23 protein-coding genes and 1 pseudogene are annotated in these 20,761 nt (G+C 61.2%); 8 read left to right on the top strand and 16 right to left on the bottom strand.

Features of this window, described 5'->3' with window-relative positions:
- Positions 1-102: 102 nt before the first annotated feature.
- From FHT70_RS25435 to FHT70_RS25400, 8 genes are all read right to left on the bottom strand, one after another.
- Positions 103-669 carry a sugar transferase gene (locus FHT70_RS25435; protein WP_183705620.1) on the bottom strand — a complete coding sequence of 189 codons (567 nt, stop codon included), beginning with the start codon at positions 667-669 and terminating at the stop codon, positions 103-105.
- 149 nt (positions 670-818) lie between these two features.
- Entirely contained in the window at positions 819-1,088 is a 270-nt protein-coding gene (locus tag FHT70_RS25430) for a hypothetical protein (protein WP_183705618.1), read from the bottom strand.
- Between the two features lie 393 nt (positions 1,089-1,481).
- Positions 1,482-2,468 (bottom strand): sugar kinase, encoded by a 987-nt coding sequence (locus FHT70_RS25425; protein ID WP_183705616.1) that lies wholly within the window; start codon positions 2,466-2,468, stop codon positions 1,482-1,484.
- A gap of 18 nt (positions 2,469-2,486) precedes the next feature.
- Positions 2,487-3,302, bottom strand: coding sequence for a carbohydrate ABC transporter permease (locus tag FHT70_RS25420; protein ID WP_085781403.1), 816 nt, complete (start codon positions 3,300-3,302; stop codon positions 2,487-2,489).
- Entirely contained in the window at positions 3,302-4,240 is a 939-nt protein-coding gene (locus tag FHT70_RS25415) for a sugar ABC transporter permease (RefSeq protein WP_085781402.1), read from the bottom strand. Before FHT70_RS25415 ends, FHT70_RS25420 begins: the two co-directional genes overlap by 1 nt.
- Positions 4,240-5,568: a sugar ABC transporter substrate-binding protein gene (locus FHT70_RS25410; RefSeq protein ID WP_183705614.1), complete on the bottom strand. Its 1,329-nt coding sequence runs from the start codon at positions 5,566-5,568 to the stop codon at positions 4,240-4,242. Before FHT70_RS25410 ends, FHT70_RS25415 begins: the two co-directional genes overlap by 1 nt.
- Before the next feature lie 54 nt (positions 5,569-5,622).
- Complete coding sequence (locus FHT70_RS25405; RefSeq protein ID WP_183705612.1) at positions 5,623-6,300, bottom strand: GntR family transcriptional regulator; 678 nt, start codon at positions 6,298-6,300, stop codon at positions 5,623-5,625.
- A 6-nt stretch (positions 6,301-6,306) separates the two neighbouring features.
- Positions 6,307-7,191: a dihydrodipicolinate synthase family protein gene (locus FHT70_RS25400; protein WP_097600109.1), complete on the bottom strand. Its 885-nt coding sequence runs from the start codon at positions 7,189-7,191 to the stop codon at positions 6,307-6,309.
- Between the two features lie 271 nt (positions 7,192-7,462).
- Between FHT70_RS25400 and FHT70_RS25395 the strand changes: the two are divergent.
- The 3 genes and pseudogenes from FHT70_RS25395 to FHT70_RS25385 form a co-directional block, all read left to right on the top strand.
- Positions 7,463-7,660, top strand: a pseudogene (locus tag FHT70_RS25395) (type II toxin-antitoxin system ParD family antitoxin); the annotation flags it as partial.
- A gap of 496 nt (positions 7,661-8,156) precedes the next feature.
- Positions 8,157-8,861, top strand: a complete 705-nt coding sequence (locus FHT70_RS25390) for an SDR family oxidoreductase (protein WP_097600110.1) — start codon at positions 8,157-8,159, stop codon at positions 8,859-8,861.
- Positions 8,862-8,900: 39 nt separating this feature from the next.
- On the top strand, positions 8,901-9,365 hold the full coding sequence (locus FHT70_RS25385) for a 2,4'-dihydroxyacetophenone dioxygenase family protein (protein ID WP_085781388.1): 465 nt from the start codon (positions 8,901-8,903) through the stop codon (positions 9,363-9,365).
- A 76-nt stretch (positions 9,366-9,441) separates the two neighbouring features.
- Here FHT70_RS25385 and FHT70_RS25380 read toward each other — a convergent pair whose 3' ends face one another.
- From FHT70_RS25380 to denD, 6 genes are all read right to left on the bottom strand, one after another.
- Positions 9,442-10,341: a carbohydrate ABC transporter permease gene (locus FHT70_RS25380; RefSeq protein ID WP_040112047.1), complete on the bottom strand. Its 900-nt coding sequence runs from the start codon at positions 10,339-10,341 to the stop codon at positions 9,442-9,444.
- A gap of 10 nt (positions 10,342-10,351) precedes the next feature.
- Positions 10,352-11,278: a sugar ABC transporter permease gene (locus tag FHT70_RS25375; RefSeq protein ID WP_097600112.1), complete on the bottom strand. Its 927-nt coding sequence runs from the start codon at positions 11,276-11,278 to the stop codon at positions 10,352-10,354.
- 184 nt (positions 11,279-11,462) lie between these two features.
- Entirely contained in the window at positions 11,463-12,767 is a 1,305-nt protein-coding gene (locus FHT70_RS25370; RefSeq protein ID WP_183705610.1) for an ABC transporter substrate-binding protein, read from the bottom strand.
- 191 nt (positions 12,768-12,958) lie between these two features.
- Positions 12,959-14,026 carry a sn-glycerol-3-phosphate ABC transporter ATP-binding protein UgpC gene (gene ugpC, locus FHT70_RS25365; RefSeq protein WP_183705608.1) on the bottom strand — a complete coding sequence of 356 codons (1,068 nt, stop codon included), beginning with the start codon at positions 14,024-14,026 and terminating at the stop codon, positions 12,959-12,961.
- A gap of 71 nt (positions 14,027-14,097) precedes the next feature.
- Positions 14,098-14,871: an SDR family oxidoreductase gene (locus FHT70_RS25360; protein WP_097600114.1), complete on the bottom strand. Its 774-nt coding sequence runs from the start codon at positions 14,869-14,871 to the stop codon at positions 14,098-14,100.
- On the bottom strand, positions 14,868-15,854 hold the full coding sequence (denD, locus tag FHT70_RS25355) for a D-erythronate dehydrogenase (RefSeq protein ID WP_183705607.1): 987 nt from the start codon (positions 15,852-15,854) through the stop codon (positions 14,868-14,870). Before denD ends, FHT70_RS25360 begins: the two co-directional genes overlap by 4 nt.
- A 446-nt stretch (positions 15,855-16,300) precedes the next feature.
- On the opposite strand from denD, the gene FHT70_RS25350 reads away from it, so the two are divergent.
- Positions 16,301-17,305, top strand: a complete 1,005-nt coding sequence (locus tag FHT70_RS25350; protein ID WP_085781382.1) for a LacI family DNA-binding transcriptional regulator — start codon at positions 16,301-16,303, stop codon at positions 17,303-17,305.
- A 32-nt stretch (positions 17,306-17,337) separates the two neighbouring features.
- On the opposite strand, the gene FHT70_RS25345 is transcribed toward FHT70_RS25350, so the two are convergent.
- Complete coding sequence (locus FHT70_RS25345) at positions 17,338-17,811, bottom strand: NUDIX domain-containing protein (protein WP_183705605.1); 474 nt, start codon at positions 17,809-17,811, stop codon at positions 17,338-17,340.
- Between the two features lie 97 nt (positions 17,812-17,908).
- On the opposite strand from FHT70_RS25345, the gene FHT70_RS25340 reads away from it, so the two are divergent.
- The 4 genes from FHT70_RS25340 (at position 17,909) to FHT70_RS25325 (ending at position 20,446) form a co-directional block, all read left to right on the top strand.
- The gene (locus FHT70_RS25340) at positions 17,909-18,730 is read left to right on the top strand and encodes a DUF1206 domain-containing protein (protein ID WP_183705603.1); all 822 of its coding nucleotides are present in this window, start codon (positions 17,909-17,911) and stop codon (positions 18,728-18,730) included.
- 47 nt (positions 18,731-18,777) lie between these two features.
- Positions 18,778-19,275: a metallophosphoesterase family protein gene (locus tag FHT70_RS25335; RefSeq protein WP_085781379.1), complete on the top strand. Its 498-nt coding sequence runs from the start codon at positions 18,778-18,780 to the stop codon at positions 19,273-19,275.
- Positions 19,275-19,820 (top strand): GXWXG domain-containing protein, encoded by a 546-nt coding sequence (locus FHT70_RS25330; protein WP_183705601.1) that lies wholly within the window; start codon positions 19,275-19,277, stop codon positions 19,818-19,820. Before FHT70_RS25335 ends, FHT70_RS25330 begins: the two co-directional genes overlap by 1 nt.
- Positions 19,821-19,927: 107 nt before the next feature.
- Complete coding sequence (locus tag FHT70_RS25325; protein WP_085781378.1) at positions 19,928-20,446, top strand: hypothetical protein; 519 nt, start codon at positions 19,928-19,930, stop codon at positions 20,444-20,446.
- A 42-nt stretch (positions 20,447-20,488) separates the two neighbouring features.
- Here FHT70_RS25325 and FHT70_RS25320 read toward each other — a convergent pair whose 3' ends face one another.
- Positions 20,489-20,674, bottom strand: coding sequence for a hypothetical protein (locus FHT70_RS25320; RefSeq protein WP_183705599.1), 186 nt, complete (start codon positions 20,672-20,674; stop codon positions 20,489-20,491).
- Positions 20,675-20,761 lie beyond the last annotated feature (87 nt).

Genomic DNA, 20,761 nt, shown 5'->3' with positions numbered 1-20,761 from the left:
TCAATCAGACAACCACCTTCTTGTCATTTTCTGCAACGAGCGCAACTGAAATAATCGGAAATCAAAGCCTTCCGCACCGCTTATCTATCAGAAGTAGGTAAGCTAGTGCTTTATTCCCTTCCGGCGAACGACCTTCTCGGCCGTCAGAAACAGGATGCGCATGTCGAAACCGACGGAGCGTCGCTCAAGATATTCGACATCGAATTTCACCTTGTCCGGAATCGGCAATTCGTCACGCCCGTTGATCTGCGCCCATCCGGTCAATCCCGGCAGGAGCTTGTCGACGCCGTGGGCCGTCCGCAATGCGATCAGATCATATTGATTGTAGAGCGCCGGGCGCGGCCCGACGAAACTCATCTTGCCCGCCAGAATGCACCAGAGCTGGGGCAGTTCGTCGAGACTGGATTTGCGCAGAAACGAGCCGATGGGCGTCAGAAACCGCTCGGGATTTTCGAGCAGATGTGTCGCGACTGTCGGCGTGTCGACGCGCATGCTGCGGAATTTCGGCATCAGGAAGATCTGATTGAAACGCCCGATACGTTTTGACCAGTAGAGGATCGGTCCTGGCGACGTTAGCCGGACACTGAGAGCGACGACAAGGATCGGAACGAGCAGGATGACCGAAGCCACAAAAGCCAGGAAAAAATCCACCGCGCGTTTCAAGCCCATTCCCCGTACTTCTTCCATTGCCTCTTCAGCGGATTTCCGCCCATACGCCACAGCGCCGTATCGTCAAAAACCATTTCGCGTCAACTCCAACCGCAACCTTTCTTCAGTGAACGCCGGCCGATCCTCGATCAGATCTTTGCCTTGTAGACCTAGGCAAAGGGGCTCACTTCGAGCTTGGAACGCACGACGTAGCCGCTGCCATCAGATCGCGCCCAACCGCGCCCTATGGTCCACAGGCGCCAATCTCTGGCAGGCCCACAGAACCGGGCCTCCTGCAGGAAAGGATCTTCGATCAGCGTATGGGCGAAATCGATCACCGTCTCCCGCTCGCCAGCTGCCCTTCGATCGCCTTTGTCGGCATAGGCTTTGGCACCCAAGGTAGCGATGCTGCGGGTGGCCGCACCAAGCGCCAATTCCATTATAGATGATATGCTGTTTCTGGTCGCTGTGGGCTCGTTCTCATTGTTTACTGCAGTAAACTTCCTGCACGTTTCCGGCCCCACGCTTTGTGAATGAGGGCGACGATTTCCGTATTAACCGCCTTCATCGCCTCCCTCGCGCCGTCATAGTCGCGCGGGTGAACTGCCTTCGCTCGGCCTCATAAAGTGCGTGGTTTGTCATCGCCGCATTGGAGATCTCGATGCTGCGCAGCCTTATGCTCAAGGAAGCCACGCATCTCCCCTTTTGCTCCGCCGCATACGATCGGCGGCGCCCTATGCGACCAAGACCGACGGCATAGCAAAATTTGGCAAGGCCCAGCCCTCGTACCGCGGAGGCGCAACTCGCGGTCGGCGAGGATACGATGTCCGGCCTCATCTGAACTTGATATCGATCGCCTTCTGGGAAACGCGGACGTTCCAATCCCGTAGAGCATCGCACGCTTCGGCTCGCGTGGGTGCACCGATGCGGCCGCCGAACACTTGGCATTTCAGCGCCGCCGCCATGGACGACATTCGCATCGTCTCTTCGATCGGCAGGCCTTCTGCGATGGCCAGCGCGAAAGCGCCGTGGAAGATGTCGCCGGCCGCAAGCGTGTCGATGGCCCTCACTTTCGGCGCGGCGAGGTGACGGATGTCGCCGCTTGCATCGTCGAACCACAGGGAGCCGTTTTCGCCAGCCGTGACGCTGATGAAGGCATGTTCGAATTTCCGCTTCAGCAGGCCGACGGTCTCGACGAGATCCGCCGTTCCGGCAAGCCGCTCGGCAGCCGGCTGTGAGAAGACGATGTGGCTCGCCGCCGGCGCCAGCATCTCGATGACGCCCTCGCCCGCAACGTCGCCGTCGAGGATGGCTGGCTTGGCCGCCCCCCTCGCCGCCAATAGCGTCGCCAGCGCAAGCTTTGGCCATCGCACGTCAACGAGAACCGCATCGAAGGAGGAGACATCCTGCTCGGTGACCGGTTTGACCGTATCGTGCAGCCGCGCATCGTAGAAGGGCACGATCAGGCGCTCGCCCTCATCATCGATGAGGATCGTCGAGACCGCCGAGCGGGCGCCCCGCACAACCGTCATGCCGCTCGTGTCTATGGCGCTATCCGCGAGATCGGAAATAATGCGTTCGCCCGTGGCATCGTCGCCGACCGCGCCCCAGAGGCTGGCATGGCCGCCAAGCCGGGCGACGGCGAATGCCGCGCTCGACGCCATGCCTTCGGCGATCTGCAGCATTTCATAGGGCAGGATCTTGCCCTGGCCGGTGGGCAGCGAGCGCACGCGGAACAAGGTGTCGAGCACCGCCGCGCCGACGCAGAGCACGCGGTGCGCAGGACCGGGAGGCGGCTCGAAGGCGGAAGAAGCCGTCAAAATCTCTGTCTCACCTGCTCACTTGACGGCGCCCGCCGTCAGGCCCGCCACGATCTGTCGTTGCGCAAACACCGTCAAGATCAGGACCGGCAAGGTGACGATCAATGCGGCGGCCGCGAGCGGTCCCCAGCTGACCTGTTCGAAAGACAGCATGTTGTAGACGGCGACCGGCAGCGTGCGCGTCTCGCGACTGGCGAGCACAATGCCGAACACGAAATTGTTCCAGGAAAAGATCACCGACAGGATGAAGGCGACGACGATGCCGGGCCTCGCAATCGGCAGGGCGACCAGACGGAAAACCTGCCAGGGTGTCGCGCCGTCGATGCTTGCAGCCTCCTCCAGCTCCATCGGCGTCGTCTCGAAATAGCCGATCATGATCCATACCACGATCGGCACGGTGACGACGAGATGGATGATGATCTGGGGCATCAGCGTGCCGAGCAGGTTCAGCCACTGGAACAAGAGAAAGAGCGGAATGAGGAAGGACAGGCCCGGCGTCATGCGCGCGATCATGATGACCATCGCCGATTTCTCCGCCTTCAGACGCGCGATGCCATAGCCGGCCGGCACGCCGATCAAGAGCGCCAGCAGCGTGGCGCTGCCGGTCACCAGCAGCGAATTCCAGAGATAGAGGAAGAAATTATTCTCCTCGAAGACCTTCACATAGTTTGACCAGGCGAAACGCTCCGGGATGAAGATCGGCGGATAGGCGCCGTTGTCGATTTCATATTTCAGCGACAGCGAGATCATCCAGAGGAAAAACAGGACGACCGGCGAGATCATCACCAGCGCAACGAACAGCAGTCCGATGCGATCGAGCGTCTTGCGCTTCATCAGCGTGCCTCCCCGTCAGACCAGTTCACGCGCTGCCGGATCATCATCAGGACGAAGGAGAGCAGCACGATGAGGATGAAGAAGACGACCGCCATGGCAGAGCCGTAGCCGATGTCGTAATAGGCGAAGGCGGTGTTGTAGAGATAGATGTTGATCGTTTCCGAGGCGGTGCCGGGGCCGCCCTGGGTCATGGCATAGATGATGTCGAAGCTCTTCACGGCATCGATGCTGCGGATGATCACCGCAATCATCAGGAAGGGCGCGATCATCGGCAGAGTCAGATAGCGGAATTTTTGCCAGACATTGGCGCCGTCGATCTCGGCGCTCTCATAAGGTTCGCGCGGAACCGCCGCCAGGCCGCCGAGCACGATCAGCATGACGAGCGGCGTCCACTGCCAGCTTTCGACAAGGACCAGCGAGGGAATGACGCTCGCCTGATTGTAGATCCACTCCTGCGGGCCGATGCCGATGAAGGAGAGGAGATAGTTGAGCACGCCGAGCTGCGGGTGGAACATCATCGTCCACACCAGCGCGATGGCGACGGGGGTCGCCATCATCGGCATCACGAATATGCCTCGAATGAGGCCGCGCAGCGGGAACCTGGCATCGAAGATCAGTGCGGCGAGCGTCCCCAGAAAAAGGGGAAGCAGCACGGAGAGCGCCGTATAGAGCACCGTATGCCACAGCGACTCCCAGAACCGCATGTCGGTGGCGAGTCTGATATAATTGTCCAGCCCCGCAAAGACCTGCGACTGGCCGAGCGTCCAGCTGTTGACGCTCATCCACACCGTGAACACCCACGGAAAGACGATGACGCCGGAGATGACGATGAGCGCCGGGATGACGAAGGGCCAGTAGTTGGGAGCAAACCGGTCCGGTTTGCTCCCACCTTTCGACGCCTTGGCCATAGCGGCCGTTTCGATGCCTGCCGAGGCCATTATCCCTCGCTTTTCGCCAGGACCGGTTCGAACTGGGCCGTCGCCTTCTTCAGTTCGGTTTCCGGATCGGCGCCGCCGATCATGTTGGTGAGGCCGACGCCATAGATGTCACGGAACTCGGTGACCGGAATGATGACCGGCAGGGCGAGCTGGGAAATCTTGCCGGAGCCGGCAACGGCATCCAGCCATGAGCCGGGCATCTTGACGCCTTCGCGGACCTTCGCATCCGCAAGGACAGACTGGCGGAACGGAACGCCGGCGCCGGCCTGCAGCAGGCGTGCACCCATGTCGTGCGAAATCGCCCACTGGCAGAACAGATAGGCTGCTTCCTTCTTCTGGCTTGCCGCGACGACGCCGAGGCCGTCGCCGAAGGTGCCCGCGGCCTGCGCCTTCGGTCCTTTCGGCATGACGCCGTAACCGACCTGGCCGACGACGCGCGACTTTTCCGGATTCTCGATCGGTGGGGCGAAACCGACGCCATCAAGCCACATCCCGATCTTGCCTTGCAAGAAGGCCGACTGCGCCTCGGCCCAGTTGAAGCCGGAAACGCCGGGAGGCGCGGTCTTGGTCATCAGTCTCTGGTAAAGCTTGGCCGCCTCGATCGCTTCCTGCGATGTCGTTCGCAGCTTGCCGTCCGGGCCGAGCGGGCTGGAACCATAGCCGAGCAGCAATGTCGTCCAGACCGGCGTATTGGCATTCTTGAGGCCGCGGGCGACGAAGCCGTAGGTGTTGGCGGAGGCATCGGTGAGCGCCTCTGCGGCACTTGCCAGTTCTTCGAAGCTCGTGGGGTAGGCAAGCCCCTTCTTCTCGAACAGCGCCTTGTTCCAGTAGATGATCCAGTAATCGACCGAGAAAGGCAGCGACCGCAGAACGCCGTTGGCGTCCTTGGCGAAGGCGAGGCCTGCTTCGGCGAAATCGCTTTCCACCAGCGAGGGATCCGTCAGCGAGGCGTCCTTGAGAAAGCCGCTGATATCGGCAAGCCAGCCACCTTTCTCGAATTGCCGTTTCTGGACGTGATAGCTCAGGTGCACAACGTCGAAGCTCGGCTTGCCGGAGCTCAGCTCAATGGTCGTCTTCTGTCGCTGCTGCTGTTCGGGCGTTGCTTCGGCATTGACCTTGATGCCGGTGAGCTCCTCGAACTCGGACAGGTACTTGGTCAGGATTTCGCTGCGCGGGCTCTTGACCAGGTTGACTTCGAGCGTGGTGCCGGCGAAGCGCTTCCAGTCGACCGCAGCGGCTGCCGGCCGCATGCCGAACATGCTGCTGGCGCCAAGAGCGGCGGTGCCCGCCAGAAATCCGCGCCGCGTCGGGTTGAAGAATGATGGCATGTCTATCCTCCTCTTTTGCCGGTGATCTCCTCACCCCCGGCGGTTTATTCTCGATTATATACTGAGCGCACGATCCCTTGCATGATTGATGTGTGCGACAAGGCTGTTGACGGCGTCTTCGGCCGATCGTCGTTCGATCGCCTCGAGCACTTTCAGGTGCTCGCCCATGACGGGTCCGACATGGCCGTCGATGCGAAAGCGGTCCTGGCTGATCAGGCGCATCTTGATCGAGTTCACGCGGTAGGCGTTCGAAATGATGGTGTTGCCAAGCGCGTCGATAAAGGCATCATGCATGCCCCAATCGACGGCCTGTGCGTGCAGTTCCAACTCATGCGACACGTTGCCGTTTCGGATGGCGTCGGCGATATCCCGATGCTGCTTCAACAGCCCGGCGATCGTTTCGTCCGACGCTGTCTGTGTGAAGAGCGCCACAGCTTCCTTCTCTAGGAATACACGCAGCTGGAACGCCTCGCGGATAAGGTTGAGATCGATGTGAGCGATCTGCAAACCCCGCTGCGGCACGGTCTTGATCAGCCCCTCCGCTTCAAGCCTCGGGATGAGCTCTCGGATGGCGCCAAGCGTCAGCCCGGTCAGCTCGACGAGACGGCGCTGCGACACGAATTGGCCGGGACGCACGTCACGGGCAAGCAGGTGGCGCGTGAAACTTGCATAGGCCTTTTCCCGTAGCGTCGGCTGCTCCTCCATTTCGTCCATCGCCTCCCCCGCAAACATGGCTAACTATGCCGCCTTCGATTGGAAAAGACGGTCAAAAGCAATCGCAAGCTGTTCCTGCGCTTCGGCGGATAATGGGAGGAGCGGCGGACGAACCGCAACCCAGATGTCCTCCAACGTCGTGCACGCCACCATCGTCTTCACGGCCGGAATGACCGGATGTTTCAGCAATTCGACGACGAAATCGGCGACGCGGTTATCGTCCCTGCCCTCTTCGGCCATCGGCTTGAGTTCGCCAGGCACAAAATTCGCCATGCCCGATATGGCGCCCTGGCCGCCGAGCCGCACGGCCCTTGCGAGGTGCCGCTCGTCGCCGACCAGGATGATGAGATCACGATGCGCTTTGAGAAGCGCTTCGGTGTAGGGCCAGTCGCCGGAGGAATCCTTGACGCCTGTGACGATATGGGGAAAGGCGGTCCGCAGCCGGCCGATCAGCGACACGCTCAGCGGCACCATGGTGACCGAAGGAAGATTATAGACGATGATATCCCGCGCCGTGTCGCCCAGCAGGGAGAATACGGCGGAAAACCACTGGAAGACGCCGTCGTCACTCACGTTCTTGAAATAGGACGGCGGGGCAAGAAGGATGTTGCGGGCGCCATTGGACAGGGCCTGACCGGCCTGCATCGCCGCATCCTCTGCGGCATCGACGAGCACGCCGACGATGATGTTGCCGGGCGCAATGCCGGCATCGAGAAAGGCGGCCACTATGCGTTCCCGTTCGCCATTCCCGATGGAAGATCCCTCACCTGTCGTCCCGAACAGCGTCACGCTGGAGCACCCGGCGGCAAGGCACCGCCGCGCTTGCGCGATCATCGCCTCGATCGCAATATTGCCATCACTGTCGAACGGCGTGGCGAGAGCGACGGAGAGCCCGAATCTTGATGTCAACCTTGTTCCTCCCAGCTAATGAGTCAGGTGTAGCAGACTGACATGTTAGTTGTAAAGAGCTGATCGTATCGGTCGGTGCGGAGCCCTCTTCTTGGCCACAATGGCCATTTGCCAGTGGCCGTAAAGCAGATGAACTCGTTTCTCTGGAAAAGTGCGGCGTTGGTAGCAAACACTACCAATAGCGGGCCTGCCATGACGATAGATGAAGGCTTTCGGTAGATCGACAAATGTGCAACTGAGTAGCAAACTCGGCTCGATGGAGATAAAACCGATGAGTGTCAAATCGTCGATCTCGCTAACCGACCAGCAGGACGCGTTTGCCCGGTCGCTGGTGGAGAGCGGCCGGGATTCCAGCATGAATTCCGTTCTTCAGCAGGGCCTGGAGCTTCTCCGCCAAAGGACGGAAAGCGAAACCGCCGAAACGGCAGCGCTTCGCGAGTTGGTCCAGCGGCGTTTGAACGGCCCGATGACTTCCTGGTGGCGGTGCTATCCAATTTACGCAATACCCGAGCATCGGGGACATTGTCAGCGTATCCTGCCTCGCTCGTGATGTCGGCTTTCTGCGTCTTCTGATGTTAAGCGGGCGCGGATGGTCCGAAGAGAGCCTTCGCCGGCCAGATGCGTTCCGCTCGAGCGTACTCGCGCGATCGCCCATTCGATCACTCGCTTTGTAATGTCATCTTCGCTACTCTGGAGAATGCGACCGCCTGACCGGCCCTTGACGACACGAATGCTAACGTGAATTTTTAGCCGAAGCTTGGCAGACCACTCTTCGTGCTGAAGATGGGCTTGCATGGCGCATTCGTCGCGTCCGCGAGCGAACGCATCCGCATTCCAGGCGAAGGTGCAGACGGTCGATACCACAGGTCACAGCGACAGGGTCGATGGTGCGCTTCGTTCGAGGCCGCAGCGCCTATAACCGGGAGAGGCGACGTTCTGGCATTCCTGAGCAAAGAGGTTGGCGTATGAAACATGCACTGGTGACAGGTGGCGGCCGCGGTATCGGGCTTTCCGCCGCCCTGGCGCTTCGTGACGCAGGTTATCGTGTGACGGCGACGGGGATCGATGCCGCCGAAATCGGCGCCATGCCGAAGAGAGAGTGTCTTGCCGGCGTCGTGCTCGATGTGCGCGACCAGGCCTCCGTGGAGAGGCTGGTCGGTTCTTTCGACAGGCTCGATGCAGTCGTCAATTGCGCCGGGCTCATTCGGCGCGGCGGCGCGGAGTTCGATCCCGCCACCTTTTCGGAGGTCATCGACGTCAATCTCTCGGGCACGATGCGGGTTTGTGTCGCGGCAAAGCCGCTGCTGGCTCGAAAAGGCGGCGCTATCGTCAATACCGCTTCCATGCTGTCATTCTTCGGCGGACCGGTCGTGCCGGCCTACACCGCCAGCAAGGGCGGCGTGGCGCAGCTCACCAAATCTCTGGCCGTTGCCTGGGCGGCGGACAATATCAGGGTCAACGCGGTGGCCCCCGGCTGGATCGCCACCGAGCTGACCCGTCCCCTCTATGAAGACCCGAGCAGAGCAGAGCCTATCCTGCAGCGCACGCCGATGCGCCGCTGGGGCAAGCCGGAAGACGTCGCCGGCCCGATCGTCTTCCTGTGCTCGGAAGCGGCCGGCTTCATGACCGGCGTTATCCTGCCGGTCGACGGCGGTTATGCCGCAGCTTGAAAGGAGAGAGGTTCCGTGGCCTATCAATCTGTCCACCCTATGTCGCCGCCCGAGATCGTCGTCGCGGCGGTTCCCGAAGATGAACGGCTCTGGGTTCCCCAGGCCCCCGATGTCTGGTTCCGCCCGCTGATGCTGAACACGCTGCAGGGCGCATGGTGCAATCTCCTGCGGGTCCGCCGCGCCGGTATCCTCAGCCGCCATCGCCATCCGGCACCCGTTCACGGCTATGTCATCAAGGGCCGCTGGCGCTACCTCGAACATGATTGGATGGCCACCGAAGGAGCCTATGTCTTCGAGCCGCCCGGCGAAACCCATACGCTGACCGTGCCCGACGACGTCGAGGAGATGATCACCTTCTTCAACATTTCTGGCTGCATGTATTATGTCGACGAAAACGGCGATCACACCGGCTTCGAGGATGTCTTCACCAAGATCGACATGTGCGCCGCCCATTATCAGAAGGTCGGCCTCGGCGCCGATTTCGTGAGGCAGTTCGTCCGGTAGCGGTTGACGAGCCGATCGGCATCTTTTCGGCCGGCGGGAATGAAATCCTCACCACCCGCCGCCGAAACGATCGTTGTTACTCCTTCACCGCACCCGTCATCGAGGACACGTAGTAGTCGACGAAGAACGAATAGAGGATCACGACTGGCAGTGAGCCGAACAGGGCGCCTGCCATCAGCGATCCCCATTCGAAAACGTCGCCCCGCACCAGCTCGGTCAGGACGCCAACCGGAATGGTCTTGTTCTCCGAGGACTGGATGAATGTCAGTGCGTAGATGAATTCGTTCCAGGAGAGCGTGAAGGCGAAGATGCCGGCCGAGATCAGGCCCGGCACGGCAAGCGGCAGGATGATCTTGACGAGGATCTGCCAGCGGTTGGCGCCGTCCACCAGCGCGCTCTCCTCCAGTTCAAAGGGGATGGAGCGGAAATAGCCCATCAGTAGCCAGGTGCAGAAGGGAATGAGGAAAGTCGGATAGGTGAAGATCAGCGCCAGACGCGAGTCGTAGATCCCGAGCTTGAAGACGATGAAGGCGAGCGGGATGAAGAGGATCGACGGCGGAATGAGATAGGCGAGAAAGATGACGAGGCCGATCTGCCTGGAGCCGGTGAAGCGCACGCGCTCGATCGCGTAGGCGCCGAACACCGAGGCGACGAGCGACAGCGCCGTCGACCCCACAGCCACCAGCATCGTATTCCACAGCCAGCCGGGATAAGATGTCTCGAGAAATAGGTATTTGATGTGGTCAAGCGTCGGGCCGACCACCCAGAAGGGGCTGTAGTTGTTGTAATCCGTCAGTTGCTCGTTCGGCTTCACCGCGGTGATCGCCATCCAGTAGAAGGGAAAGAGCAGCACGAAGACGAAGACGGCCATCGGCAGGTAGAGCATCACCACGCGCCGCGGCAGGCGGTTCAGGTAGCTCATGCCCTCGGCATTGTCGGTCAGGACCTCATCGGCCGTTTTGAGATTGGTCGACATGGTTCGCTCCTTAATCTTGTCCGCCCTGCTGCCATTTGCGGCGTTGCAGACCGAAGAAACTGAACATGATGGCGCCGAGCAGGAAGGGTATCATGGCGACGGCGATGGCAGCACCCTCGCCGAGCTGGCCACCCGGAATGCCGCGCTGGAAGGAGAGTGTGGCCATCAGATGCGTGGCGTTGACAGGCCCGCCCTTGGTCAGCACGTAGATCAGCTGGAAATCCGTGAAGGTGAAGAGCACCGAAAAGGTCATGACGACGGCGATGATCGGCGTCAGCATCGGCAGCGTCACATAGCGGAAGCGCTGCCAGCTCGTCGCGCCGTCGAGCGAGGCCGCCTCCTGCAGCGAGGCCGGAATCGTCTGCAGGCCGGCGAGCAGCGAAATAGCTACGAAGGGAATGCCGCGCCAGACATTGGCGACGATGACCGAGATGCGGGCATTCGTGGGATCGCCGAGGAAGTTGATCGGCGCGCTGATCAGCCCGAGCTTCATCAGCGACCACGAGATAATCGAGAACTGGGAATCGTAGATCCACCAGAAGGCCAGCGCCGAAAGCACCGTCGGCACTACCCAGGGCAGGAGCACGATCGCCCGGAAGAAGGATTTGAACGGAAGATGCTGGTTCAGGAGCAGCGCCAGCCAGAGGCCGAGAGCGAATTTCAGAGCCGAGGCGATGACCGTGTAAAGGATGGTGTTGAAGACTGACAGCCAGAAAACCGCGTCATCGGCCAGGAATTCATAGTTCTCCAGGCCGATGAAAATGCCGTCCCGGCCGATCCGCGTGTCGGTAAAACCAAGCCAGACGCCGAGCCCCAAGGGATAAGTGAGAAAGCAGACGAGGAACACGGCGGCCGGCAGCATGAAGAGGAAGCCGAGCACGTTGTTGTTCTGCATTAGCGAGGGGCCGCGCTTATCCCCTGAGTCCAAGGTCGACATTGCTTGTCTCCAGATTGCATTCAGTCCTGATGCATGTCGCCCGGAAGTGTGCAGCGGTTCCGGGACAACGACATGCCTAAAAACAAGGAACTAAAGCGCGGCGCATGGATCAAATCTGATGTGACGCGCTTCAGAGGCTCGCGGCATGCCGGACATCAGGCATGCCGCAGGTCCAGGCTCCGGATCAGACGCGGTAGTAGCGGTTTGCCCGGCGTTCGGCTTCCTTCATCGCGTCCTCGGGCGACTTCTGGCCGGTGACGGCGGCGGCATACATGTCGACCAGCACGTAGTCGGCCATGGTCGCCGCCGAGGCGTAGCCGAGCGGCCCGGCATAACCGTTCGGGCGCAGCTTTTCCGAGGCGCGCGCATAGGGCGCGTGAACCGGATCGGCAGTCCAGACCGGATTATTGGCGAAGGCCTTGAGGGGCTGGCAGCAATAGGCGCTGGAGCCCTGGATCCAGGCATTCATCTGATCGGCTTCCATCATGAACTTGACGTAGGCCTTTGCCGCTTCCGGATATTTGCTGTGCTTGAAGAGCAGCAGCGAGCTCGTCTGGAAAAGCTCGACGCTCTTGCCAACCGGCCCGATCGGGAAGTTCGTCGTGCGGATGTCCTTGGCGATCTCGGCGAGCTTCGGGTCGTTCTTGGCCGTGTAATAGACCGAGACGCCGTTGGCGATCAGCGATACCTGGCCGGCGAGGAAGGCACGGTTGTTGTTGACATCCAGCCAGCTTTCCGTGCCCGGAATGAAGGTCGCGTAGAGCTCCTTGGCGTAGTTGATAGAGGCGAGCGTTTCCGGGCTGTTGATCGTCACCGTACCGCTTTCGTCGACCATCTTGCCGCCATGGCTCCAGAGCAGCCAATGGGCGTAGTTGTTGCCGTCGCCGACTGCCTTGCCGTGCGGGAAGCCAGCGGGCGTTCCCTTTGCCTTCATCGCCTTGCAAAGCTCGAGGAAGCCTGCGGTATCGTTCGGGAATTCGTTGAAGCCGGCCGCCTTCACATGGCTGTCGCGATAGACGACGGCATTGCCGATTGTTGTCAGCGGCATGGCGATGAACTTGTCGTCGCGGGTGGCGTAACCCTTCAGGCCGTCATACCAGCCCTCGTATTTGTTGCCGAGATAGTTGCCGAGTTCGGTGAGATCGACCAGCTTGTCGGGATATTGGTGCGCGTCGTCGAACCAGCACATGATGAGATCCGGACCGGAGCCGACATTGGCCGCGACCGCTGCCTTCGGACGGATGTCCTCCCAGCTCTCCTTGTCGATGCGCACTTCTACGCCCGTCGCCTCGGTGAACTTCTTGGTATTGGCGAGCCAGGCATCCTCATCGCCCTTCACGAAAGGCGTCCAGCGCAGCAGCCGCAGGCTGGCGCCGCTTTCCGGCGTGTAGGTCGGTTCGGCCTGCGCAAAGGACGGCTTGATGCCAAGGCCGGCGACACCGGCAACGGCTGCCGATGCAGCAAGAAATTCACGTCTCTTGATCGTCATGAGATTCCTCCTCATTGAAACAGCGGGAGCAATTCTCCGGCATTCACCTCCCGCTTGGTGAACGGCGGCCTGGCATCCCGGAGGCGTAAGCTCCCCTGGGAGGTTTTTGCTCCCGTGGGGCTCACCCTTCGAATGCTTGCGCTCCGGCGGAACGGAAGACTCCTCCTCTCCCCTTATCCCGCCGGATGGCGTCAGTCAGTCAATCTCATGCCGCCTTCGGCGTCGAAGAGATGCACATGTTTGGCGTCGATCGCCACGCGGATGGCTTCACCCGGACGGGCATCGACACGCTCGCGGAAGACGCAGCTGACATCGCTGCCGCCGAGGCGGACGGTCAGATGCGTCTCGTAGCCGGTCGGCTCGATCACCACGATCTCGGCCGGCAGGCCGTTGGCATCGAGCGAGATATATTCTGGGCGCAGCCCGTAGACGAGGTCGCGGCCGATAGCGCTTGCCGGCGGTTTGGAGACCGGCAGCCGCGTGCCGTTGGCGGCGACGAACTGGCTGGGGTTCTCCGGATCGAGCCTGCCGTGGATCATGTTCATTGCTGGCGAGCCGATGAAGCCGCCGACGAAGAGATTGGCGGGGCGGTCGTAAAGCTCGAGTGGGCTGCCGATCTGCTCGACGATGCCGTCATGCATGACGACGATCTTGTCGGCCATCGTCATCGCCTCGATCTGATCATGCGTGACGTAGACGGTCGTCGTTTTCAGGCGCTGGTGCAGTTCCTTGATCTCGGCGCGCATGGCGACGCGCAGTTTCGCATCGAGGTTGGACAGCGGCTCGTCGAACAGGAAGACTTCCGGATTGCGCACGATCGCCCGGCCCATGGCGACGCGCTGGCGCTGGCCGCCGGAAAGCTGGCGCGGATAACGGTCGAGCAGCTTGTCGAGACCGAGGATCCCGGCGGCATATTTCACCCGCTTTTCCGCTTCTGATTTCGGCGATTTGTTGAGCATGAGCGAGAAGCCCATGTTCTGCTCCACCGTCATATGCGGGTAGAGCGCATAATTCTGGAACACCATGGCAATGTCGCGGTCCTTCGGCGGCAGCGTGTTGACGACGCGCCCGCCGATCCTGATCTCGCCGCCGGAAATATTCTCGAGCCCTGCCAGCATCCGCAGAAGCGTGGACTTGCCGCAGCCAGAGGGGCCGACGAGGATGACGAATTCGCCGTCGGCGATATCGATGTCCACCCCCTTAATGACGGGATGCGCGCCGAATGATTTCCGGACATCCGCGAATTGAACGTTTGCCATACTCCCTCCTCCCAGATCATGAGCACTGCATAACTGCATATAGGTCGCTTCGGCCGCAGCTGCAGGCCTTCTCACCCTCGCCCGACAAAGGGCATTTTTGTCGCCATCACGGTCATGGTCAGCACGTTGGCGCTGAGCGGCAGGCCGGCCATGTAGACGACCGCGTCGGCAATATGGGCCGGGTCGATCGTCGCCTCCGCAGCAATGCTGCCGTTGGCCTGCAGCACGCCGGCCGCAATTCTCGTCGTCATGTCGCTGGCGGCATTGCCGATATCGATCTGGCCGCAGGCGATGTCGAATTCGCGCCCGTCAAGCGCGGTTGATTTGGTCAGGCCAGTAATGGCGTGCTTCGTCGCGGTGTAAGGCGCGGAATTCGGGCGGGGCGTTGTGGCCGAGACCGAGCCGTTGTTGATGATGCGGCCGCCGCGCGGGGTCTGGCTCTTCATCAGCCGGAAGGCCTGCTGGGTGCAGAGGAAGGCACCGGTGAGATTGGCGGCGACGATGGCGCTCCACTGCTCGAAGGAAACCTCCTCGAGCGGCACTCCCGGCACAGTGACCCCGGCATTGTTGACCAGGAGGTCGAGCCGTCCATATCTCTCCGAGATCGCGTCGAACAGAGCCCGCACCGAAGCGGGATCGCCGACATCGGCAGGAACTGCGAAAAACTCGGCCCCCGTTTCGCTGCCAAGATCGCTCGCCGCCTTCTCAAGCACATCGGCCCGTCGCCCTGAAATCACGACCCTGTAGCCGGCAGCGCCGAGTCCCCTTGATATGGCACGCCCGACACCGGTGCCGCCGCCGGTGACAAGCGCGATCCTTGCTTCTCCTCCCGCCGATATGCTCACGCAATCCTCCCGCCGAGTTCATCCTCGATATGCACCTGCAGAATTTCGTCGAAGCTCGTTTCCGCCGTAAAGCCGAGCGAAGAGGCTCTGGTCGCATCGAACTGAGTCGGCCAACCGGCGACGATGCGTTCAATCACGGGATCGGGCACGCGTTTGATGAGGGCGACCGCCTTGTCGCCGGCCACCCGGCGCAGAGCGTCGATCTCTTCGGAGACCAGCGCGGAAAGGCCCGGCATGGTGAGGTTGCGCCGCGCGCCGATCTTTTCGGTATCGATCGTCGCGGCATGGACAAAAAAGCCGACGGCCGCGCGCGGACTGGCAAACCAGTGCCGCACGCTGTCGCTGACCGGCAATATGGCTTCCTTGCCGACCAGCGGCTCGCGCAGAATGTTGGAGAAGAAACCGGAGGCCGCCTTGTTGGGTGCGCCGGGGCGCACGCAGATGGTCGGCAACCGGATGCCGATGCCGTCGAAGATGCCGCGGCGGGAATAATCGGCAAGCAGCAGTTCGGCGATCGCCTTTTGGGTGCCGTAGCTCGTCAGCGGCGTTGTGAAGAATTCGTCCGGAATGACCTCCGGGAACGGTGTGCCGAAGACGGCGATCGAGGAGGCAAAGACGACGCGCGGTACATAATCGCTCTTGAGGCCGAGCTGACGGATCGCATCGAAGAGAGCGCGGGTACCATCGAGGTTGACGGCGTAACCCTTGTCGAAATCAGCCTCCGCCTCACCCGACACGATGGCGGCCAGGTGAAAGATCAGATCCGGCCGGCTTTCAATCAGCCTGTCAGCTGCGCCGGCGGCGGCAAGGTCGATCGTCTGCGTCGTCGAGACCGCCTGGAGCGTCTCCGGCACCGGCGGCTGAAAGGCATCCACCAGTGTCAGACGGGTGACGGGCCGGCCGAAAGCGAGCGGCTCGCGCCCGATCTTCTCGACCAGCTTGCGGCCGACCATGCCGGCTGCGCCCAGGATCATCACATGCATATCGGCTCTTCCTCCCGTCGGCCGGTCTCTTCGGTCAAGATCAGGCTACTCTTCGTATTGTCTTGTGGTCACTCCCCGGCCGGCTCGCGACGCGATCTGGAACCGGCCCGATCGGCATATGCCTGATCGAATTCAGATAGGTTTGCAACCTGCGGGTCAAGTCACCTTTCCTGATCCGCAGATGATCGGTATCGAACGTTAATCAGATGCCGGACCCTCCGAAGTGCTGCCTGTCCGCCCATCGACTCCCATTCGACGACCATGGCCTTCCTTGTCCCCCGCACGGCTTCTCTCCCGTTTCCGATGGCTGGTATCGATACCGGTATCGGTAACAACGCCCATTTTTACCGTGCATGTCAAGTAGCGAGTGTTTTCCTTTTTTGGAAAAGAGCCTATGAGTCTGACGTTGCCCGCTGGCGAGGCAGTTCGACGATGGGGTCGGTGCGATGCGTAAATCCACACTGGAAGAGGTTGCCGCTGCGGCAGGCGTCAGCAAGATGACGGCATCGCGCGCTCTTCGCGGCGCCGCCGACGTCTCCAAGGAGACCCGCGAAAAGGTGCTTCAACAGGCCGAGCGGCTAAACTATGTCGGCAACCGGCTGGCGCTCTCACTGTCGTCGCAGCGCACCAATCTCGTCGCCGTCGTCGTTCCCAGCATGTCCAACATCGTCTTTCCCGAAATGCTGGCGGGCATTTCCGCCGGGCTGCGGGGATCCGGCATGCAGGCGGTGTTCGGCATCTCCGACTATGACATGGCGAAGGAACGGGAGATCATCCGCGACATGCTCTCCTGGCGGCCTGCCGCCATCATCGTGACGGGCCTCGATCAGCCGGCGGAAACGGTCAAAATGCTGCAGAATGCAGCCATTCCCGTCATCCAGCTGATGGACCTCGACGGCACACCGATCGATTTCAACGTTGGCCTCTCGCACGGCAAGGCTGGGGAAGAGATGGCAAAAGCGCTTTTGGCGGCCGGTCGCCGGCGGTTCGGTTATATCGGCAGCGCGATCGACAGAGATCTGCGCGCAGGCAAGCGGAAGGCCGGCTTCGAGAAAGTGCTGCGCGAGAGCGGCCTTTCCTTCGTGGACGAGCGGTTCAACGCCGCCTATTCCTCAGTGGCGCACGGCAAGCGGCTGTCGATGTCCATGCTTGCCGCGACCCGGGATCTCGATTGCATCTATTATTCCAACGATGACATGGCAACGGGCGGCGTCTTCGCATGCCTGGAACTCGGCATTTCCAGCCCTGCCGAAATCCTGATCGCCGGCTTCAACGGATTGGATGTTGCCAGTGCCCTCCCCGTCAGGATTGCGACCTCGATCTCGCCGCGGCGCCAGATGGGCGAAGCCGCCGCCGCGCTTCTGCTAGCCGCGAACAGCGGTGACGAAAACCGGATATGCGAAAAAGTAATTGCTTTCACTCCGGAGATCACCGGAGTCGATCGAGGTTAAAGGCCTCGCGTGCTTCAGGCGATTGAGCGCGTTCACTGGTCTCGACCGAGCTGTTTTACGAGATCGGCAAGCATTGCGGCCTGGCCCTTGAGAATCCTGATCTCAGCCTCTGCGATCGCAAACCACCCGGCGCGGTCGACCTCGGGAAAACTTTGGATCCGACCCGATCGCGGCGGCCATTCGATCTGAAACTCCGAACTCCGTACTTTCTCGACATCAAGCGTGACGTCCGCCTCCACCGACCAGACGACCACCACCTTTCCGCCAGGCTGGCGATATTCTCCGAGCGGGACGAAGCTTCCCTTGATTTCGACGCCGAGTTCCTCCTGCGCCTCCCGGATTGCTGCCGACAGTTCGTCTTCGCCGGCTTCGATCAATCCTTTCGGGATCGACCAGGCGCCCTGGTCCTTCTTTGCCCAGAAGGGACCGCCGGGATGAACGAGCAGGACCTCCGGCCTCGTCTCGCAAAGGCGGTAGATGAGAAGCCCGGCGCTACGGACCGGCATCGGCAACTCCCTCAATGATCATGGTCTTTCCTCGAGGACAACTTTCCGCGCGGTGGCGCGTTAGAGCTGACAGCCACACAGACGCGCGGAGAATATCATGCCCAAAGGATTTCGTTTCGACCTGCTTGCCAAGAGCGGCTATGTGGCGCGCGGTATCGTGTTCCTCCTCGTGGCGGGCCTCGCTCTCTTCTCCGGCGTTGCCGGGGGGAAGCCGGAAACGAAATCGGCACTTTCGACGCTTCTCGAACAGCCCTTCGGTCGCGTCTGGGTCGGGCTCATCGGCGTCGGACTTCTGGGTTTCGTCGCTTGGCGACTGGCGCAGTCGCTCGCCGACAGCGACGGCCATGGCCGCGACACTAAGGCCATCGCCATCCGCGCGGTTTTCTTCGGCAGCGCCGTCGTCTATCTCGGGCTTGCCGGATACGCGCTGGGGCACGCACTCTTCAGCGGCGGCGGAAGCGAAGGCTCGGGTGAGAAGGGATTGGCCCAGTGGATCATGTCGCAGCCGTTCGGCGCCTATCTTGCCATGGCCGTCGGTCTCGGCTTCATCATCGGCGGGGTCGTGACGGCGGTTAAGGGCATCACCAGGAAATTCGAGCGCTATCTCAGGCTCGCCGACGCCAGCGGCGTGGTGACCTCGGTCTGCGTCTACGGCCTCGTCGCCCGCGGCATCGTCTTTGTGATCACCGGAATCTTTTTCGCCTATGCAGGTTTTCGTGTTGACCCTGAGCAGGCAGGCAGCATGGCGGACGCGCTCGAATGGGTGAGACGGCTTCCTTTCGGCGCCATCCTCTATATCGCCGTGGCGATCGGACTGGCGGCCTTCGGGATCTATAACCTCGTCGAAGCGCGCTATCGCATCGTGCACAGCCCGTCCCTTGACGACGTGAAACATTCGATCCCCACACCTGGCCATTAGCAAAAACGGCGGCTTCCCAAGCAGGCGGGCTGCGCCATCTCTGTCAGATGATCTATTTTACCGGCGATACCCATTTTGCAGATCCCCGCGTCCTTCGCATCGACCGACGCCCCTTTCCCGACATGACGTCCCACGACGTGACCCTGATCCAGAACTGGAACGAAATCATTGGCCCGCAGGACGATATCTGGCATCTCGGCGACTTCATGTCGTTCCGCGGTGGGGACTGCGACCAGCTCCTTTCGATGCTGAACGGGCGGAAGCACCTCATCATCGGGAATAATGATCCCCCGGCGACGACAGAGGCGACGGGATGGGCAAGCGTTCAGCACTACAGTGAGATGACGCTGGACGATCATCTGCTGATCCTGTGCCATTACCCCTTCCGCACCTGGAAGAAGATGGGGAAGAAGTCGATCAATCTGCACGGACATTCCCACGGCCGCCTCAAGCCCCTGCCCCGCCAGTACGATGTCGGCGTCGATGCGCAGGGCCTCAGGCCGGTGTCGCTGCAAGCCCTGTTGTCAACCAAGCCGGGGTCATGATGCCGCTGAAAAGCGCTAAGCGACAGAACGAAATGACGGCCTGGTTCTCTTCGCTGGCGCCGGTCCTGCCGACCGAGATGCTCGGCCTGTGGCGAGGTGCGGGCATACCATCGGATCACCCGCTCGACGGCGTTCTCGAGAACCTCGGCTGGTTCGGCAAGCGGTTTCACGCCGACATGCGCGCGGACGCCCTCCTCTTTCAGTGGCGGTCGGATCGGCTGGTGGCGATCGAACCCGGAATTATCCCAATCAGCCTGGCGATCAAGGCGGCGCCGTTCGGCCGCACTCGGATCGCCCGGAACTGGTTCTCCTATCTGCAGAAGGCACTCCGGGCGCGGGGCACGACCGCCTCGTTGAAGCTACGGACGTTCGACAACGTCAGCACTGCTGCGATGGTCTACGACAGGCAGCCTATCGCCGACTATTTCCGCAGGATGGGAGATCACGAAGTGGCCGGTATGATGTGCGTCGATAATGATCCCCGTCGCTATTTCTTCAATCTCCGCAAGATCGAAGTCGTATCTCAGCGAGCCGTCCCAGATTGAATAAGGAGGCGACTGCCCGCTGCTGCCACGATGGCGCCAGCGCCTCGGCGCCGGGAACAATCTGCCGCGTTCGCCAGTTGTAAGGGCACGCTAGCGTGGGGGATATCATGCGTGCCGTCCTGATCGCGACTTTGCTCTCGCTCTCCTGCTTGCCGTCGAACGTAAAGGCGTCCGAGGCAGGATTTTTGCAATCCTTGGCAGGTGACTGGAGCGGGGGTGGAATGGTGCTCACCAAGATAGGCGGCACCAATTTCAATGTCTCGTGTACCCTCAGATCAGATGCCAGCGCATCCGCCGTCTCGATGAACGGAAAATGCCGCGGCTTGGCGGTTTTCACCCGAAGTTTCTCGGCAAGTGTGAAGGCAGCCGGGCAGCGTTACACTGGCAATTACATCGGTCCATCGGGGCAGCCGTCCAAGCTTGCCGGCAGCAGGAACGGTGAAGCACTGAACCTGCGCGTGACCTGGGCGCGGATCGTCAATGGCGATCGAGACGCCACGCTGATGATTGAGAAAGTCGGGCAAGACAGGTTGCGACTGCAAACGGTTGACCGAGATCCGGCCTCGGGCCAGTCGGTCGTGACGAGCCGCATCGATCTACAGCGTCCCTCGCCAGCGAAGAAGTGAGGCCTCCTCCTGACGTCAAGAGGTTTTCCCGCCGCAGCGCCTTCAGTGCTTTTTGGCGTGATGGTCGCCTCGGTCGCCTTCCCCAGGCTTGGTGTCATTCTTTGCCCGCCGCCGCTTGTCTGCCGCCAGCGAGCGGCCGACGTCGTCGGATTCCTTGAAGCGACCGCGATTGTCGCGGCGGACGTAGCGCTTGTCGGTGCCCGTATCTACCAGTTCACGTTTCGACATGATCGTCTCCTTTGCTGTTGGATTAGGGAAACGCACAAGATTCCAAAAGGATGCATGGCTCAGCTTCCAAAGACGCCTCGGCGACGT

The sequence above is a fragment of the Rhizobium sp. BK049 genome, assembly GCF_014193135.1.
GTDB lineage: Bacteria > Pseudomonadota > Alphaproteobacteria > Rhizobiales > Rhizobiaceae > Rhizobium.
Note: the sequence above shows the minus strand (reverse complement) of the source record. Positions and strands in the feature narration are given on the sequence as shown.